Consider the following 19,422-nt stretch of genomic DNA (forward strand, 5'->3'; position numbering starts at 1 on the left):
ACGACTTTTTAAAAAATCTCATGCATAAAGTGATAGTTAGCAATCTTTTAATTCATATACAATGCTATTTGATGATACAAGCCAATTCCTAGTAATACATTGAAAGGAAAGGTAATACCTAAAGAACATAACATGGCTAAGCCTATATCAGCATCAGGAATCGCTGCTTTAATAGCCGCTGGAGCAGCAATATAAGAGGCACTAGCAACTAGGCTTGCTAATATTACTACCGAGCCCAGTTCGAGTTGCAGGGCAGTACCAACACAGACGCCGATAGCACCCAATAGGTTAGGTGTTATAAGTGCAAATAATGCTAAACGCCAATGATGCCATGGAATAGGGCGCAGTGTTTGTGCGGCCATTAAACCCATTTCGAGCAAGAATAACGCTAATACAACTTTAAAGCTGTTTGTTAACAGGCTAGTTACTTGGCTGCCTTGTTGTGTGCCGTACATCATGCCAATAATTACACCACCTACAAGCAGAATCACGCTTTTGTTAGTCAGTGTTTCATGCCATAGCGCTTTGAGTGATAGGTTTTGCCCAGACCCATTTCCAAGACGGCGGAATAGTAATAAACCAACGATGATTGCAGGTAACTCAAGCATTACTAAGTAAAGCGTGACTTCAGCACCCACATTAAGTGAGTTCGATTCGGCATATGCTAAAGCAACGGCGAATGTACCTGCACTTACAGAACCATAGTGGGCGGCAATACTTGCGCTATTAGCAACGGAGAGGTTTAGCAGTTTGTTTAAAACTGGGTAAAGCATTAAAGGTATTAAGCCGCCAAGCAGTAATACAGCGCCCATTTCGGGTAAGAGTTGCCAATGTAAATTGCCATGTAGCACCATGCCGCCTTTTAAGCCAATGGTGAGCATCAACAATAGGCTAAGGGTTTCATAGGTTGCTTGCGGAATTTTTAGGTCAGAGCGAAGTAATCCGGCTGTGAGTCCTAAAACAAAAAACATTACAACAATATCAGGCACTTTGTTCTCCTCTTGGTTAAAAGCGCCGCTATTCTAGATAAAAATTCACATAGTAAATAATTAAATAAGTGGTAGTATCTTATAGATAATCATCTATAGGTTGGGTTTTATGGACTTAAGACATATTTCTTTTCGCTTACTAGAAGTGTTTATGTGTGTGGTAAAAACGCGCTCTATCAGTGAAACAGCAAGGCAGTTACACTTAACGCAACCAACGGTTTCGCAACAAATTAAACGCTTACAAGAAACAGTTAATGAGCCATTAGTGATGGTTAATCAGCAGCGTATACATGTTACAGAAGCGGGTTTTGCATTGTTTCAAACATGTCAGCAGGTGTTTGGTCATTTTGATGATTATCAAGACTATTTAGCTGAGCTTAGAGGTGGTGAGCGCGGGCGCTGTAAAATAGCCATGGTTAACACTGCACAATATATTTTGCCTAAGTTACTCGGCCCGTATAGTAATTTACATCCGCATGTTGAATTGCCACTAGAAATTGGTAATCGTGCTGAGGTGCTTGCCCGATTTGAACGAGGCGAAGACGATATTTATGTATTTAGTCACCCCCCTTCGTTAGAACACGCAAAAGCGGGCCGGTTTTTACAAAATCCTTTGGTATTTATTGCGGCAAATAACCATAAGCTTGCGAGTAAAAGTCATGTAACTTTACATGACTTAGTGAGTGAACGTTTTTTACTTCGCGAGCCAGGTTCAGCTACGCGAATGCTGTTTGAGAGTGAACTGCAAAGCAGAGGATTTGTCCTTAGCAACACAGTGCAAATGGCGAGTAACGAGGCTATTCGTGTTGCTGTTGGCTCAGGAATGGGGCTGGGGGTGGTTTCGCGCCATGTATTGCCACCTCACGATACGAGTTTTTGCATGCTAAATGTTGAAGATGTGAATTTGGCCAGCCATTGGTATTTTGTGGTGCGCACCGATCGCCATTTATCACATGCGGCGCGCAACTTTTTAAAATTTGCCCAACTGAACTTAGAGCAATGCTTAGATAAACAGTGGGTGACCAATGAGCTAAGCCAGCTAAATGAGAGCTTAAATTAAACTAACAAGTTGTGCGTTAAAATGCCATGGTCACAACCTGATTACGGCCATTTAATTTTGCTTTGTATAAGCCTTTGTCGGCCTCAGCCAGTAATTCGTTAACATTATTGGTGCCCGACTTATGGGTGATGATACCGATACTGATAGAAAGGTTTATTTTATGGTCATTGTGCACAAAGCTATCATTATGAATAGCTAAACGAATTCGCTCTGATAAGATTTCTCCTTGAGCTTGGCTAGTATTGGGTAGTATCACTGCAAACTCTTCACCGCCAATCCTAGCCACTAAATCGTGCTCACGTAGCTGGCTTTTAATCTTTTTAGCAACCCACTTAAGTGCTTCATCACCTGTTTCGTGGCCATGCTGATCATTAACTCTCTTAAAGAAATCGATATCTATCATCAAAGCGCAAAGTTTTGTTAGATTGTTGTTTGCTTGTTCTAAATAATTGTTACTAACGCTGATAAACGCTCGACGATTCAATAAACCGGTTAGCGAATCACGATTAGCAAGGTCACTCAGTACCTGCTCATGCTCTAAGAACATCATTAATGGCCAGATCATGGCGGTTAGTGTGGTAATAACAATATGGCTTATGAGAATAACAGCTAATATTTGTTTCAAGTCTGTTTGCAACAAACCTAGGTAATCACTAAGTAGTAGTGAAAACTGGGTTACCATAATCAAAGCGTGAATGACGAAACACAACTTGAGTAATACTAAATGCATGATGCGTTTAACATGCAACTTCCTTAGCGCGAAAGCTGCATAGCTAAAACATGCTGCAATTATGGCTGTTGTGAATAACTGGCTAAATGGTGAATCATAAACAAGGAGTAATATTACTGCAGATGCAACTAACACATATGCACATTTATTTTGACATTTTTTGTCTGATTGACTGTAAGTATGAATACCTAGTATGGCTGCTAAGGGAGCTGAAATTATCAGTAAATCAGCTAGATAATGTGTAATTAGAGGAAGGTCGATAAAAATACGCAGAGAAGCTGCTATTTGTGCGCCTACAAATATGAGACACGAGCTACCCCAATATAAATAACTTGATTGTTGCCTTAAAAAATACAAAGACAATAAGAACGACCCAATAATCACATTCAATAAAATTGAGATGCTGATTATGGTGGGTAAATGCATCATGACTTTCCCTGAAGAATCACTCGACTAAAATCTATTTAATTATTATGTATTAGTTGGGTATTAGCAACCCGTACATTGTAACTATAATTTCAGGCTTTCTAATGCCGGCTTCAATGTTGGATAGTGGAAGCGGTAATTGTGACTAAGTAGTTTATTCGGAAGCACAAATTGACCATGAAGCAGAAGATCAGACATTTCTCCCATCATCAATTTTAAAACCCAGCTAGGCATACGTAGCATAGCAGGTCGCGAAATCACACTCGCGAGTGTTTGACTAAATTCATTATTATCAACAGGGTTTGGCGCAGTGGCATTGACAGGCCCGTGTATTTCTTGATGTGAAAGCACAAAAAGGATGAGTTGGATCATGTCGTCAATATGGATCCACGACATTCCTTGTTGACCATGGCCTACTGGTCCACCCAAGCCAAATTTAAAAGCAGGCAGCATTTTACCTAAAGCACCACCTTGCTTAGCTAATACGATACCTGTACGAAGTAGGCATACTCGAGTTTGGTCAGATTGTGCTTTTGTTGCTGCATGCTCCCAATCACGGCATAGAACATGGCTAAATTCAGGATAAATATCATTAAAGCTTTCATCAATTGGCTGGTTTTCTTGGCGGCCATAAAAGCCAATCGCACTGCCAGAAATAAAGGTATGAGGCGGCGATTCACAGCGGCTAATTGCTTTAGTTATCTGTAAGGTAAGATTAATCCGGCTATTCAGTAAAGTGCGTTTTTGCGATTCACTCCAACGTTTGTTGACTATTGGTTCACCTGCTAAATTAATGACAGCGTCAATCTCTTCAAAGTTAACTTCATCGAGTGACTTAACAGTGTGTACTTGATGAGTCAGTATGACCGCGGCTTGAATAGGGTTGCGTGTTAGCACAGTTACCTTGTGGTGATTCAATAAAAAAGGGCACAAATGTCTACCAATGAGGCCTGTTCCACCTGTTAATAAAATATGCATAGTGCTGCCTTAATTAATATCTGTGTGTATTTTTTTATACATAGTGATGATGATTTTTGCAAATATATACGGATAAAGCAGTAATTTAGATTAGTCTTCTTGATTGTGGTTGTTGTAAATATGATAGCTATTTTTTAACTCATGTTTAGCGTGATACATTGCTTGGTCAGCTAATCTCAGCAATTCTTGGTGATCTAGGCTGTGATCTGGAGCAAGGGCTACCCCAATACTTAATGAAATATTTAATGTGAGCTGTTCAAATACAAATGGGTTATCAAAACGTGCTAATAGATGCGTGATCATGGCATTAATGTGTCTGTATTTAGCGATATTATGTGTAATTATGACGAATTCATCTCCCCCATAACGATACACATCATCATCGGCTCTAACTGATGACGTAATCCGTTTTGCGGTTTCAATAAGAACTTGGTCACCAATTAAATGGCCGTATTCATCATTGAGTTGTTTAAATTTATTTATATCTATAAATATAACAGCCAGTTTATTGTCTTCAGAGCAAGTAGTAATGGCTTGCTTCAATGCTGGCTTTAACTCTGTGCGATTTAAAACGCCTGTTAGATGATCATGACTAGCTTGAAAATTTAACTTACTCGTTCGCTCATAAACGATGTCACTCATGCGTGCAAAGCGTTTTAACACATAGCCAATTTCATCATGGCTACTAATCGTCAACGTTTTTGGTTTTTCGCCTTTTTCTAGTTGATCAGTGTTTTGAATTAATAACTTTAGAGGTTTAAAAAGCTTTGCATTGATATAAAAAGCGCAAAAAACTAACAAGATGAGCATTAATGGTATTTGCAAAGTTACGAAGTGAGTTATAAATAGTCTGTTTTTTTGGTAGTCAGCATTTTGCTGTTCTAACTTGGCAAGCTCAGTATTTTGAAACAGTAAAATATGCTCGCGGATCTGGTCCATATACTTTTTACCCTCATTCGTTAACACAACCGCTTTAGCTTCTTTGAGGGCATATGGCGTGCCTTGCATTACAAGTGTGACAGTTAATGCTAGCTCTGCTAATTTTTTGTCGACCAGCTCATCAATTTCAGTAAGAGTGTCTTGTTGTTCGGGGTTATTTAGCGTTAGCTTATTGATAGTCAAAAAATGTTGTTTAACTTGTTCAAGTGCTGTGTAGTAGGGTTCTAAATAGTTGAGGTCTTGAGTTAATAAATAACCACGTTGCCCAGTTTCTGCGTTCGTTATTTGATTGTAGAGCTTTTCAGATTCATCGAGAACATCATGAGTATGGATCACCGCCTCAAGCTTAGCCTGACCTTGCTTATCTAATACATAGATAATGAAGGTATTGGCTACCACCATTAAAAAAATAGTGGAAAGTAGAAGGATAAATTTAGCTCTCAGCGACATTAAAATAGTAGTAACCTAAAAATATTAGTTCTTAGTTGAAAAGTATTGACCAATCATCGAACTTTGCCAATATATCAACAATAAACGGCTGTTTTAATGCTATTTCATGATGTTTTGAATGAAATTTGGTTCTTTAGCCTGTTTTAAGTGTACGCTCAGTAATTTATTGATATGCTAACTTGAACTAGATGCAGTTTTAAGTGACAAGGAGTGACTGTGAACTTTCTGCGCCAATTCCACGATATAGTATCTAATCAAGAAATTGATTTTTCAGACAAAGTAATCAAGTTACTAGAATTTGGTTTAGAGGTATTTGATCTCGAATTTGCGATTGTGAGTCAAGTTGATGACAATCTCTATACGGTTATTCATGTGGTGGCGCCTGATAATGCAATCCCGGTTGGTACGCAATTCGATATGGAAGGTACCTATTGTGCTCACACCTTAGAAGCTAATAAAGCGCTTTCATTTCACCATGCCTCAAATAGTCGGATTGCACAGCACCCTTGTTATGTAAATTTTCAACTCGAATCTTACATTGGCGCGCCTATTTTTGTTGGCAAAAAGGTGTTCGGCACAGTTAACTTCTCAGCGCCGAATGTATCAAAACCTTTTAGTGAAGAGTCTCACGATTATGTAGAGTTATTTGCTCAGTGGTTAGGCAACGAAATAGCACGCAATGCTTCTTCAGAACGGTTAATAAAAAAGAACTATATGCTGGCGCAAGTTGAAGAAGTTGCTCGAATAGGTTCTTGGGAGTTCGACTTGCTAGAAAATAAGTTGTACTGGAGCAAGCAAACTAAAGCAATCCATGAAGTGCCCGTTGATTATTCTCCAAACCTTGAGACGGCTATTGAGTTTTATAAAGAAGGTGAAAGTCGTGATGCAATACAACAAGTAGTCCAAGAAGCAATCGAGCATGGTAAAGATTGGAATATTGAAATTCAGCTCATCACAGCGAAAGGTAATCCTGTATGGGTTTCAACGTATGGCGAAGCAGAATTTGAAAACGGGGAGTGCGTTCGTTTAATAGGTACTTTTCAAGATGTAACGAAAGAGGTGTTACTTCGTGAAGAGCTTAAAAAACAAAAAGCTGATGCACTACGCACACTTGAAGACCGAAGCATCTTACTCGCCAAAATTAGCCATGAACTGCGCACGCCGTTAAATGGCATTACAGGCATGCTAACGACTTTACTTTATGAAAAGTCAGAGCAAAAGCGAGAAGAAAAACTCAAAGTTGCACTACGAAGTGCTGATATTTTGTTAAACATCATCAACGAAGTGCTCGACTTTTCTAAAATAAATCATGGTGAACTCAAATTAGAGCCTAGTCACTTTTTATTAAAAACAATTTTTGTTGATTTAGCGTCTTTGTACTTACCTTTATACCAAGAAAAAAATCTTAATTTTGACGTCGATATTGATATAAGTGAAGAGTGTTGGACTTACTGTGATAACACCCGACTCACTCAAATTGCGTCTAACTTACTGAGTAATGCTTTAAAGTTTACCGAGCAAGGCACTATTAAGTTATACGTATCTACTAGGGTTCAAAATGACGATGTCATTTTGAATTTAAAAGTTTCAGATACGGGCATAGGCATGACAGAAACCTTTATGAAGTCACTGTTTTCACCATTTACCCAAGAGCTAAATAAGGACCGAAAAAAGGGGGGCACGGGTCTTGGCCTTGCAATAGTGAAGGAGCTTATTGATTATATGGGAGGCACAATAAAGGTCAGTAGCGAATTCCAAAAAGGCAGTTGTTTTGATATTCAACTACCTCTAAAACTAGGACAGCCACAATCACATGATACGCTGCATGCCTCTGATATCGACTTTTCAGCCTTGCCTTTATCGATTCTGGTTGTTGATGACAACCAAATTAACCGCTTTGTGTTAAAAGCACACCTAGAAAAGTTAGGCTTAACGGCCGATTATGCCTGCGATGGTATTGATGCAATAAATAAGTGCAAGCAAAACAAATACAATCTGATTTTTATGGATTGCGTAATGCCAGAAATGGATGGCATTGAAGCAACACGTATTTTAAGAGATGAGCAAATTTGCCCAACTGATACAACTTATATTATTGCTTTAACAGCCAATACTTCTGCAGATGATAAAGCAGCTTGCAAACAAGCTGGAATGGATTTATTTGTTTCAAAACCTGTTAAAAATACGGCTATTGAGCAAGCAATTGTGACAGCTAAAGAGCATTTTTTAATGTAAATCATTGCTGGCTAAATGAGTAGTTATTTTAGGCAATTTTCAAATTTAACCTATACTTTTAACGGGTTTAATATGTTGGAAATACTAAATGGGCTACTCAGATAACCGCCGAGACTTTTTAAAAACATTAGGTGTTGGTGCTGTGGCTTCAACACTTGCCTTTAAAGCTCCCTATGTATTCGCTAAGAATACTCCCACAATTAGGGTAATGGGCACACATGTTACTTTGCAAGAAGAGCTCAGACAAAAAGCCATGCTTGAGCTGGGTATTAATATTGAATTTACCCCAATGGGCAGTGCCGCAGTGCTGCAAAAAGCTGCGGCTGATCCAAGCAGCTTTGACTTGTACGAGCAATGGTCAGATTCAATTAATATTCTTTGGCAAGCAGGTGCTATTCAACCTATCGAAACAGAGCGGTTAACCTATTGGCATGAAATCAATCCACTTTCCAAAACAGGTAAAATCGTGCCAGATGCCAAGTTAGGTGCTGGCGATTCACCGAACAAACTTCTTTATGTGCAAGCAGATGGTTCGCTTGCAACTACACCAACTAATTCGATTAGTTTCTTGCCTTACGTGCATAATGTCGACTCGTTTGGTTATAACACTCAGTTCATAGAAAAGGGTATTCCTTACCAAACTGAGTCTTGGTCTTGGTTACTCGATGAAAAGAATAAAGGCAAAGTCGCCCTTGTTAATGCACCAACAATTGGTATTTTTGATGCAGCCTTAGCTGCCGAGGCGCAGGGGCTGATGACATTTAAAGATATGGGCAATATGAGCATTAGCGAAATTGACCAGCTATTTGCAATTTTACTGCAAAAGAAAAGGCAAGGTCATTTTGCCGGTTTTTGGACTTCGGTACCGCAGTCTGTCGATTTTATGAAAATGAAGCGCGTTACGATTCAAAGTATGTTTTCGCCCGGTGTTAGTGCCTGCAAAGGGCAAGGTATCCCCGTTGTTTATGCTTCACCGAAAGAAGGTTATCGTGCTTGGCATGGAGTAATGTGCTTATCTGCTAATGCACAGGGACATGTTAAAGATGCTGCCTATGAATACATGAATTGGTGGCTTTCAGGCTATCCAGGCGCGTTTATCGCAAGACAAGGTTATTATATTTCTAATCCTGAGCGGAGTCAGCCTCTTATGTCAAAAGCAGAATGGCAATATTGGTATGAAGGGCAAGAAGCATCCATGGATTTACGCGGAACAGACGGCAAAATATCTGTTCAAGCGGGTCAAGCTCGTGATGGAGGAAGCTATATCAAGCGTTTTTCCAATATAGCGGTCTGGAATACGGTAATGCCGAATTATGATTACAGTTTAGATAAATGGTATGAGTTGTTGAACTCATAAGGAGCTACATTGCTAACCATTTTTTCTAGGTCTTTAGCAGCTAAGGTGTTATTGGCATTAACCCTCGTTTTACTTGTAATGGGGGCGAGTTACTTTGTCTTGAACAAGCGATTGCAAAGAATTGAAACATCTTTTAACGATATAAGCCGCATTAGTAATTATGCCGTGGGTATACTTCGTATAAATAAAGATATTGTTGAAATGCAGCGGGATATTTCAGTTTATGGATTCTCAGGTAGTAAAACCGTATTTAGTAAAATAATAGAGAACTTTGAAAGTATAAAAGCACGTTTAGAAAGTGTTGATCTGAAGAGTGATGAACTTGAAAGCCAAGTTTATTTAAATTCAATGTCTCAGCTGATTTCACGGTACGGCGAAAATCTAAACGTGCTTGCCAAGCGTTATGAAATCAAAACAGAGCTCACTGACGTTGAGCTACCGCAAATCTATTTAGCTGCCATTAATGAATTAAACAACCTCAAATTAACTGCGACTAGCAATGACGAGAAGCTGGCTATCACTGAACATCTCAATGTATGGCATGAATTACATCGTGATGCGTCTTTGTTTCTGGCCAAAAAGGATTATTCGAAAAGAGCATCTGTTAATAAGGCGCTGGCTATTTTATCAAATCAGACACAAACCAACACTGAGCTAAGTAATAACCGTGAACATGCTAAAACATATAAGCAGGCATTTTCGAAAGGTGTGCAGGCTAACCGAAATTATTTAAGCTTGGTTAATGTTGTTATGGCTGGCGATGCTATTGAGTTCAGTACCCTTGCAGATAAACTAAGAGAGAAATCTTTAGCAAAATTACAAAAGATTAAAAGTGAAGCGCAAGAAACAGTAATAAAATCAGATCAAACTCTGCGTTTTCTTGCTGTTGGCGTGGTTATCTACATTATAGCGCTTGCCATCTTTTTCCACCTGCATATATCGCGCGCAATCACACGTTTAACTACAAGTTTCCAATACTTCTTAGCGGGTGATTTATCAGCTCCTATTTATGACTTAAAGCGTAACGATGAAATTGGTGTGCTTGCGACTGCGGCAGATAGATTTCGGGTGCTCAGTCAAGATTTAACTCAGGCGAAGAAAACAGCCGAGCATACAACTAAAGTTAAATCAGAGTTCCTAGCAAATATGAGCCATGAAATTAGAACCCCTATGAATGGCATTTTAGGAATGGCGCGGCAGTTGAGCCGTACCAGTTTGTCGCATGAACAAATGAAGATGCTTAATATTATACAATCTTCAGGGGCAGGTTTATTGGTAATCATCAACGACATTTTAGATATAAGTAAGATTGAAGCCTCTAAAATTGAGTTAGAGTCTGTGCCTATACATCTAAATTCGCTACTAGATGAGCTTCAACATTTATTTAAAGAGCAAGCCCAAAGTAAGCATATCAAGTTGAATATTTCTGTTGCTGAAGAATATCAACATTGTGTTTTCTTTGCTGATGAAGCCCGCCTAAAACAAGTGTTGATAAATCTGTTAGGGAACGCAATTAAATTCACCGAGAAAGGCAGTGTGACGCTTAGCGTAAAAATTAATGAGCTAGGCGGCGATGATCTGAGCATCAAATTTGGCGTGATTGATACAGGAATAGGTATCGCAAAAGAAAATCTCGGTAAGCTATTTGAAGCGTTTTCTCAAGCTGACACCTCAATTACACGGCGCTTCGGTGGTACAGGTCTCGGCCTTGCTATCTCAAGTAAGTTACTAAATTTGATGGATGCCCCTTTACAAGTTGAGAGTGAAGTTAGGCAGGGGTCTCACTTTTATTTTGAGCTAAAAACAACACAGGTTATTGAGCAATCTGAGTTTGAAGTCGTAAATAGGCAAGAATCTGAAGAGGAACAAGCAGACTTTTCATCATTACATGTGCTTGTAGTAGAAGATAATGACATTAATCAGGTTGTTATCGAAGCGATGTTAAATGAGTTTGGTATAAGCTCAATAAAAATAGCAGGGGATGGCGAGCAAGCTATTGCGCTATGTAAGGAACATAGTGGGGAAAATAATCTGCAAAACAGCTTTGATATTATATTTATGGATATGCAGATGCCTGTACTTGATGGCCCGCAAGCAACAATACGTATAAGAGAAATGCCAGAGTATAGAGCTATCCCTATTATTGCCTTAACAGCCAATGTACTTGAAGCTGATAAGCAGCGATGTTTTGCCGCAGGAATGAATGATTTTGTTGCCAAGCCGATTGACTACCAATGTGTTAAAACGGCTTTACTAAAGTGGTCTAATACCAATCCGCAATAATACTTAGTCATTTTGAGGGATTAAACCTGTCGCTACCCGCGTTAAAAATTTCTGATTTAGAACAACTAAAAAACGAAATTTTTGCCTTGTTATCAACGAGGTTTTCTTGCCTCAAAATAGACCACTTAATTAAGCGAATTGGTATAAAGTGAAGTGAGCGCTACAAGTGACTGCTAAAAATTGATTTTAAGTCGCTGAAATAAAAAAGAGTTACCTCTTCGGTGTTAAACACACTGAGGTAACTCTCTTATAGCTAATTGATTAGGTTTAAATGAATTAAACCAGTTTAGCTAGGATGTCATTAAATGTTGAGCTTGGACGCATTGCTTTGAATGCTAACTCATCATTTGGTTGGAAGTAACCGCCAACACTCATTGCTGGACCTTGTGCATCGTTTAATTCAGTAACGATTTGGTCTTTTTGAGACTCAAGATCAGCAGCGATTTGTGTGAACTGCGCTTTTAATTCCGCATCATCATTTTGTGCAGCAAGTTCTTGCGCCCAGAATAATGAAAGGAAGAAGTGCGAACCACGGTTATCAATCTCTTTCACTTTACGTGAAGGTGATTTGTTTTCAGCTAGGAAAGTACCTGTTGCTTTATCAAGTGTATCAGCAAGTACTTGTGCTTTCTTATTACCTGTATTAACCGCTAGGTGCTCTAAAGAAGCCGCTAGTGCTAAGAACTCACCTAATGAATCCCAACGTAAGTGGTTTTCTTTTTCGAACTGTTGAACGTGCTTAGGAGCTGAACCACCTGCACCTGTTTCGAATAAGCCACCACCATTCATAAGTGGTACGATTGAAAGCATTTTAGCACTTGTACCAAGCTCAAGAATTGGGAATAAGTCAGTTAAGTAGTCACGTAAAACGTTACCAGTTACTGAAATAGTGTCTTTACCTTCTTTGATGCGCTCTAATGAGAACTTAGTCGCTTCAATTGGTGCTAAGATGTGGATCTCAAGACCATCAGTATCATGTTGTGGTAAATACGCGTTTACTTTTTTGATTAGCTCAGCATCGTGTGCACGGTTTTCGTCTAACCAGAAAACTGCTGGCGTGTTAGTTGCGCGAGCGCGATTAACAGCAAGTTTAACCCAATCTTGGATTGGTGCGTCTTTCACCTGACACATACGCCAGATATCACCTTGCTCAACAGCATGCTCAAGTAAAGTCGTACCAGCTGTGTCAACTACACGGATTGTACCAGCAGCAGCTACTTCAAACGTTTTGTCGTGTGAACCGTACTCTTCAGCTTTTTGAGCCATAAGACCAACATTAGGTACGCTACCCATAGTTGTTGGATCGAATGCACCATTTTCTTTACAGAAATCGATAGTTGCTTGGTAAACACCTGAGTAACAACGATCTGGAATTACAAAGCTAGTGTCTTGTAATTTACCTTCGCTATTCCACATTTGACCGCTAGAACGGATTGCAGCAGGCATTGATGCATCGATGATCACATCACTTGGTACGTGAAGGTTAGTGATACCACGGTCAGAATCAACCATTGCAATAGCAGGGTTGTTGTCATATACCGCTTGGATATCAGCTTCGATTTCAGCTTTTTTAGCTGCATCTAGGCTTTCGATTTTTGAGAATACATCACCAAAGCCGTTGTTTACGTCAACATCTAGTTCTTTAAAAAGATCAGCGTGTTTCGTGAATACGTCTTTGAAGAAAACTTTTACAGCGTGACCGAAGATGATTGGGTCAGACACTTTCATCATAGTTGCTTTCATGTGTAATGAGAACAACACGCCTTTGTCTTTTGCTGCTTGGATTTCTTTTGCAAGGAAAGCTTGAAGCTTAGCAGCACTCATGCGAGACGCGTCAATTACTTCACCCGCTAGTAATGGTGTGCTTGCTTTAAGTACTGTAATGTCACCATTTTCAGCAACATGCTCGATACGCACATCAGTTGCTTCTGCAACAGTGACTGATTGCTCAGAACCGAAGAAGTCGCCTTCTTCCATGCTAGCAACGTATGACTGAGAATCTTTGCTCCATGCACCCATTGAGTGTGGATTGTTACGTGCGTACTCTTTTACTGAACCTGGAGCACGACGGTCTGAGTTACCTTCACGAAGTACCGGGTTTACAGCAGAACCTTTGATTTTGTCGTAAGTTGCTTTAACTTTCTTTTCTTCATCAGTTTTTGGCTCTGAAGGGTAGTCAGGTAATGCGTAACCTTTTTCTTGTAACTCTTTGATTACTGCACGTAGCTGAGGGATAGAAGCACTGATATTAGGTAACTTGATAATGTTAGCTTCAGGTGTTTTAGCCATTTCACCTAATTCTGCAAGTGCATCATCAATACGTTGATCTTCAGTTAAGTACTCAGGGAAGTTTGCAATTACACGGCCCGCTAATGAAATATCGCGAGTTTCAACTTCAACACCCGCAGCGTTTGTATACGCTTGGATGATTGGTAACAATGAATACGTCGCAAGAGCTGGCGCTTCATCTGTTTTAGTATAGATAATTTTTGATGTCATCATCATTCCTAGATAGTTGGCGTAATGTTTGGTAATGACTGCTAGCAGTAACCCTTAATTAGCCATATTCAACAATGCAATAGATAGCCTTGAATTACCAAGCTTAAGTGCCTTGATAAAACAACAGCAAGCAGTCTGTTAGCTGTTGCAACTCAATACATAGTATTAAAATAACCACAGCTGACAGACTGTAAAATTCTTATAGCTCAAATAAGCAAATTATGAAATTAGCCAAAAGCCTTACGTCAAAATGACGAAAAAGCTAAATTTAAGCAACAAGAGTGTAACAAGCTTGGCTCTAAAGGGCTAATAACAATTAAACAATTGGGGTGAAGAAATGGAATTTCAAGGGAAGTGAGAGATATATTTAAATGAGAAGAGTAAGCGAGGATCTTAACAAGGTCGCTCGCTTGATACTCGAATAGGTTTTACCTAAGAGATTTCATCGTTAGGCGCAATATTCGTTGCGTGTAACCCTTTTGGACCTTGTTGCAATTCGAATGTTACATCTTGACCAGCTTTAAGTGTTTTATAACCGTCCATTACAATCGTTGAGTAATGAGCGAATATATCAGTCTCGCTGCCGTCTTCTACGATGAAGCCAAAACCTTTGGCATTGTTGAACCATTTGACTTTTCCACAAGCCATACTTCTACATCCTTCTATAAGTTGACTAATTTAGTTATTCTAAACCGTGTAATTTGCTAGACTGACTAATGATTAATCAATCTATATTTGACTGTAGTTTATTTAGCCAGTCAGTCAAGTGTTTTAGACTATTTTTTAACAATTTATTTATTTTTTTATTCAAGTTTGCTTGAGTTCTAAAGACAAGACTATATTTAATTATGAGTGGCATGAAAGATTCTGGTGTTATTGAAACAGTTCGCGACAGTGAAAAGCAAAAATTGCAACCACCGCGAAAATATAAAGTCATTTTAAATAATGATGATTACACGCCTATGGACTTTGTGATAGAAGTACTAATGACGTTTTTTAATATGGATAGCGATAGAGCAACAGATGTGATGCTTCAAGTTCATCATAACGGTAAAGCAATTTGCGGTGTTTACAGCGCCGATGTAGCTCATACCAAAGCTGAACAAGTTAATCGTTACGCACGAGACAACGAGCATCCACTGCTATGTAGTTGTGAGCAGGAATAAATACCAAGGTAGGGTGAACCAATTAGCCCGTCACAACGGTATATAAATATTATCTCAGTAAGGGGTTGCCAATGCTAAACAAAGACTTAGAACTAACCTTGAATGCGGCGTTTCGCGAAGCGAGAACACGCCGTCATGAATTTATGACTGTCGAGCATCTTTTACTTGCACTGCTCGATAACCCTTCTGCTGGAGAAGCGCTAAACGCCTGCGGCGTTGATATGGGCGCATTAAAAGTCGAATTATCAGATTTTATTGATGAAACAACGCCGGTTATTCCTGATCTTGAAGAAGACAGAGAAACGCAACCGACGTTAGGTTTTCAGCGTGTATTGCAGCGCGCTGTATTTCACGTGCAATCATCTGGCAAAAACGAAGTAACTGGTGTTAATGTGCTAGTGGCAATTTTTTCTGAGCAAGAAAGCCAAGCTGTTTATTTACTTAAAAAATCAGATGTTAATCGTTTAGATATTGTTAACTTTATTTCGCATGGCATTTCTAAAACAGATGATGATATCGGCGGTGAAGATCACGATGACATTCATGAAGAAGTGCAAGAAGTGCAAGGTGAAGAGCCGACTAAGCTTGAAAACTTTACGACTAACCTGAATCAGCAAGCGATTGATGGCAATATTGACCCATTAGTGGGTCGCGACAACGAAGTTGAACGCACTGTACAAGTGTTATGTCGTCGTAAGAAAAATAACCCGCTCTTGGTTGGTGAAGCAGGGGTGGGTAAAACAGCCATTGCTGAAGGCTTAGCTTATCGTATTGTAAATAAAGAAGTTCCTGAAGTGATTGCCGATGCTGTTGTTTACTCACTCGATATGGGCGCATTATTAGCGGGTACCAAATACCGTGGCGACTTCGAAAAGCGTTTCAAATCGCTGCTTAAAGAGTTACAAGCTAAACCAGGTTCAATTTTATTTATTGATGAAATTCATACCATCATTGGTGCCGGTGCAGCATCGGGTGGCGTAATGGATGCATCTAACCTAATTAAACCGCTACTTTCGAGTGGTAAGCTGCGCTGCATGGGCTCAACGACTTATAACGAGTTCAAGAATATCTTTGAAAAAGACCGTGCGTTAGTACGTCGTTTCCAAAAAATTGATGTGCTTGAGCCAAGTGTGGCTGATACCACGAAAATTCTTAACGGTTTAAAAGAGCGTTACGAAGAGCATCATGGTATTCGTTATACACAAAAGGCATTGAAAGCGGCAGCAGAACTTAGTGCTAAATACATTAATGAACGTCATTTACCAGACAAGGCTATTGATGTTATTGATGAAGCAGGTGCTAATCAGCGTTTACAGCCTGTTTCTAAGCGTAAGAAAACAATTGGCGTGGCTGATATCGAGCTAATTGTATCTAAGATGGCGCGTATTCCTCAGCAAAGCGTTTCATCTAGCGATAAAGAGACGCTTAAAAACCTTGACCGTAACCTGAAAATGCTAGTGTTTGGTCAAGACCAATCAATCGATGCGTTGACTTCAGCAATTCGTTTATCGCGCTCTGGGCTTGCTAACGAAGACAAACCAGTGGGTTCGTTCTTATTTGCAGGCCCAACAGGGGTTGGTAAAACAGAAGTCACTAAGCAGCTTGCTAAGTGTATGGGTGTTGAGTTTATTCGCTTTGATATGTCTGAATACGTTGAACGTCATGCGGTCAGTCGTCTAATTGGTGCACCTCCTGGCTATGTTGGTTTTGAGCAAGGTGGTTTGTTAACTGAAGCGGTAATTAAAAACCCGCATGCAGTTGTACTACTGGACGAAATTGAAAAAGCACATTCAGATATTTACAACATTCTACTGCAAGTAATGGATCACGGTACACTTACTGATAACAACGGCCGTAAAGCCGATTTCAGAAATGTTGTATTGGTGATGACGACGAATGCGGGTGTTCAAGAGACTGTACGTAAGTCGATTGGTTTTACCGAACAAGACCATTCTCATGATGCGATGAGTGAAATCAACAAAGTGTTTTCACCTGAGTTTAGAAACCGCTTAGATAATATCATTTGGTTTAATCACCTTGAGAAAGAGATTATCTTGCAAGTGGTTGATAAGTTCATTGTTGAGTTACAAGCGCAACTTGATAAGAAGTCGGTTAACCTTGAACTTACATCCAAAGCAAGAGAGTGGTTGGCAGATAAAGGCTATGATAAAGCGATGGGTGCACGCCCAATGGCGCGTGTTATTCAAGATGAGCTTAAAAAGCCGCTGGCAAATGCAATCTTGTTTGGTGAGCTAGCCGATGGTGGTTCGGTTAAAGTATCTGTGAAAGATAAGAAAATCCACTTTGACTTTGAAACTAGCCTAGAAACAGCTTAAGTTGTTTTTAGCTAAAAACAAAAAGCCCAGCAATTGCTGGGCTTTTTGTTTATTAAATGGAATTAAAACTAAATTAGTTTTAACACCATTTAACAAACGCTTTTAGCTCTTTGTAATAAACACGCCTGCTCATTCAAAGCAGCAAAAAGCTAAATCTCTCGTTAACGCACTAACTTAGCGAGCACGGAATACGATGCGACCTTTCGATAAATCGTAAGGAGTCATTTCTACGGTTACTTTGTCGCCAGTTAAGATGCGGATGTAGTTTTTGCGCATTTTACCAGAGATATGAGCCACAACAACGTGACCATTTTCTAGCTCAACTCGGAACATTGTATTTGGTAAAGTATCAAGGACCGTACCTTGCATTTCGATTACGTCTTCTTTCGCCATGTTTAGCGTAACACCTCTTTAATAGTTAAACGCTGCAGATTTTGCCGAAAATACAGCAATAAGTAAAGCTACAGGGCTCAATTTTGTAAATTAAATCGCCAACCACTCGTCGCCAATGTGCTTTTGTGCAGGCAAAAATTGGGTTTTATATTTCATTTTAGTGCATTCGTCGATTTGGTAACCTAAATAGACAAATTGTTTTGCTTGTTGTTTTGCAAATTTAATTTGCTCCATGATCATGATGCTACCAATACTGTATTGCTCATAATCGGGATCAAAAAAGGTATAAATCGCTGATAGGGCATTGGTCATGCAATCGGTTACCGCAACAGCAACTAATTTATCGCCATCTCTTAACTCTATGAACGTAACGGGTAGCCACTGGCAAAACAAAAAGCTTTCGTACTGACTTTGATCAGGCGGAAACATTGAACCATCTTGATGCCTTTGCGTGATGTATTTGCAATATAACGGGTAATATTCTGCGCGTTCGTATTCACTATAACTGACTGTGAAAACCTTATTTGCTTTATTTAATTTGCGCTTTTGTGATTTTGAAGGGGTAAATTGTTGGGCCAAAACGCGCACTGAATTACAGGCATTACAAATAGGGCAATGTGGACGATAGATTTGGTCGCCACTGCGTCTAAAACCCAATGCTAATAACTGTTCAAATTTATCAGGGCAATAACAACTTGGGTCAAGTATAACAAGTAGTTGCTCCTGACGGTCGGGTAAATAACTGCAATCAAATTGCTGGCTTAAACCAAGCCTAGCGGGTAAGTGCTCAGTCATAAATATTAATCAACTCTTGTGGTTGCCACATATCTTTTTTAGGCACATAACTGTGCGCTAATTTAAGTCTAGTTAAAAATTCTCTACGTGGGATAACTTTTGCACCTAAAGTGATTAAATAAGGGTTTTCTAGTTGGCAATCAATAAAATGGGCTTGGTGCTTCTTAAGCCAATTAACTAATGCCCACATCGCCAGCTTTGAGCCATTACTGACTTGATGAAACATTGATTCCCCACAAAATATGCCATTTTGCATAATGCCATAGAGACCAGCTACGAGTTCATCTTGGTGCCATATTTCAAGGCTGTGTGCTAGACCCTGGTGGTGCGCTTCAATGTAGGCATGCATCATTTGCTCAGTGATCCAAGTACCTTCTGCATCGATACGTTGCTCACGACAGGCATTGATAACGTGGGCAAATGCATGATTTATGGTGACACGTACAGGAAAACGCTTTAAATGCTTTTTTAAGCTGCGACTAACATGAAATTCATTAAGCTCAATAACACCACGCATGCTAGGTGACCACCACATAATAGGCTCATAGTCACTAAACCAAGGGAAAATACCGGTGTTATAGGCATTTTTAATGCGCTCAACTGATAAATCCCCGCCAATTGCTAACAGGCCATCGGGCTCATCAAGGGAGAGTTCTGGGTCTGGAAAATCAACAGTCTCGGGCGAGAGTTGGTATAGTTGCTTGATCATATCAGCGTATCGTTGTTATTTGCTCTGATTTTAACAAAAATTTAGCTATAAAAAAGGGGCTGTTTTACAACAGCCCC

At 39.5% G+C, this 19,422-nt stretch carries 15 protein-coding genes; 6 read left to right on the forward strand and 9 right to left on the reverse strand.

Translation table 11 applies throughout. The annotated features are described in order from the left end of the window. Positions 1-47: 47 nt before the first annotated feature. Positions 48-989: a sodium-dependent bicarbonate transport family permease gene (locus WA256_RS11490; RefSeq protein ID WP_054561675.1), complete on the reverse strand. Its 942-nt coding sequence runs from the start codon at positions 987-989 to the stop codon at positions 48-50. Between the two features lie 109 nt (positions 990-1,098). Here WA256_RS11490 and WA256_RS11495 point away from each other — a divergent pair, with 109 nt between their 5' ends. Continuing rightward, entirely contained in the window at positions 1,099-2,049 is a 951-nt protein-coding gene (locus WA256_RS11495; RefSeq protein ID WP_054561674.1) for a LysR family transcriptional regulator, read from the forward strand. A 16-nt stretch (positions 2,050-2,065) separates the two neighbouring features. On the opposite strand, the gene WA256_RS11500 is transcribed toward WA256_RS11495, so the two are convergent. The 3 genes from WA256_RS11500 to WA256_RS11510 form a co-directional block, all read right to left on the reverse strand. Further along, positions 2,066-2,914, reverse strand: coding sequence for a GGDEF domain-containing protein (locus WA256_RS11500; RefSeq protein WP_269408927.1), 849 nt, complete (start codon positions 2,912-2,914; stop codon positions 2,066-2,068). 375 nt (positions 2,915-3,289) lie between these two features. Further along, complete coding sequence (locus tag WA256_RS11505) at positions 3,290-4,183, reverse strand: TIGR01777 family oxidoreductase (protein ID WP_335991532.1); 894 nt, start codon at positions 4,181-4,183, stop codon at positions 3,290-3,292. A 90-nt stretch (positions 4,184-4,273) separates the two neighbouring features. Then, positions 4,274-5,572, reverse strand: a complete 1,299-nt coding sequence (locus WA256_RS11510) for a diguanylate cyclase domain-containing protein (RefSeq protein ID WP_335991534.1) — start codon at positions 5,570-5,572, stop codon at positions 4,274-4,276. A gap of 216 nt (positions 5,573-5,788) precedes the next feature. Between WA256_RS11510 and WA256_RS11515 the strand changes: the two genes are divergently transcribed. From WA256_RS11515 to WA256_RS11525, 3 genes are all read left to right on the forward strand, one after another. After that, positions 5,789-7,807: a hybrid sensor histidine kinase/response regulator gene (locus WA256_RS11515; protein ID WP_335991535.1), complete on the forward strand. Its 2,019-nt coding sequence runs from the start codon at positions 5,789-5,791 to the stop codon at positions 7,805-7,807. 88 nt (positions 7,808-7,895) lie between these two features. After that, positions 7,896-9,164 (forward strand): ABC transporter substrate-binding protein, encoded by a 1,269-nt coding sequence (locus tag WA256_RS11520; RefSeq protein ID WP_269408686.1) that lies wholly within the window; start codon positions 7,896-7,898, stop codon positions 9,162-9,164. Between the two features lie 9 nt (positions 9,165-9,173). Then, entirely contained in the window at positions 9,174-11,447 is a 2,274-nt protein-coding gene (locus tag WA256_RS11525) for an ATP-binding protein (protein ID WP_335991538.1), read from the forward strand. Positions 11,448-11,723: 276 nt separating this feature from the next. Here WA256_RS11525 and WA256_RS11530 read toward each other — a convergent pair whose 3' ends face one another. Beyond that, the gene (locus WA256_RS11530) at positions 11,724-13,946 is read right to left on the reverse strand and encodes an NADP-dependent isocitrate dehydrogenase (protein WP_062564528.1); all 2,223 of its coding nucleotides are present in this window, start codon (positions 13,944-13,946) and stop codon (positions 11,724-11,726) included. A 432-nt stretch (positions 13,947-14,378) separates the two neighbouring features. After that, the gene (cspD, locus tag WA256_RS11535) at positions 14,379-14,594 is read right to left on the reverse strand and encodes a cold shock domain-containing protein CspD (RefSeq protein WP_036968098.1); all 216 of its coding nucleotides are present in this window, start codon (positions 14,592-14,594) and stop codon (positions 14,379-14,381) included. A gap of 209 nt (positions 14,595-14,803) precedes the next feature. Between cspD and clpS the strand changes: the two genes are divergently transcribed. Together clpS and clpA are read left to right on the forward strand one after the other, a co-directional pair. Then, entirely contained in the window at positions 14,804-15,112 is a 309-nt protein-coding gene (gene clpS / locus WA256_RS11540; RefSeq protein ID WP_161804337.1) for an ATP-dependent Clp protease adapter ClpS, read from the forward strand. A gap of 71 nt (positions 15,113-15,183) precedes the next feature. After that, positions 15,184-17,448 (forward strand): ATP-dependent Clp protease ATP-binding subunit ClpA, encoded by a 2,265-nt coding sequence (gene clpA, locus WA256_RS11545; protein ID WP_054561665.1) that lies wholly within the window; start codon positions 15,184-15,186, stop codon positions 17,446-17,448. Between the two features lie 174 nt (positions 17,449-17,622). Here the strand turns inward: clpA and infA are convergent, their stop codons facing one another. The 3 genes from infA to aat form a co-directional block, all read right to left on the reverse strand. After that, positions 17,623-17,841, reverse strand: coding sequence for a translation initiation factor IF-1 (infA, locus tag WA256_RS11550; RefSeq protein ID WP_002962494.1), 219 nt, complete (start codon positions 17,839-17,841; stop codon positions 17,623-17,625). Positions 17,842-17,931: 90 nt separating this feature from the next. Continuing rightward, entirely contained in the window at positions 17,932-18,636 is a 705-nt protein-coding gene (locus WA256_RS11555) for an arginyltransferase (RefSeq protein ID WP_054551468.1), read from the reverse strand. After that, positions 18,629-19,345, reverse strand: a complete 717-nt coding sequence (gene aat / locus WA256_RS11560; RefSeq protein WP_335991577.1) for a leucyl/phenylalanyl-tRNA--protein transferase — start codon at positions 19,343-19,345, stop codon at positions 18,629-18,631. Before aat ends, WA256_RS11555 begins: the two co-directional genes overlap by 8 nt. Positions 19,346-19,422 lie beyond the last annotated feature (77 nt).

It is taken from the genome of Pseudoalteromonas sp. CH_XMU1449-3, assembly GCF_037027245.1.
Classification (GTDB): Bacteria; Pseudomonadota; Gammaproteobacteria; order Enterobacterales; family Alteromonadaceae; genus Pseudoalteromonas; species Pseudoalteromonas shioyasakiensis.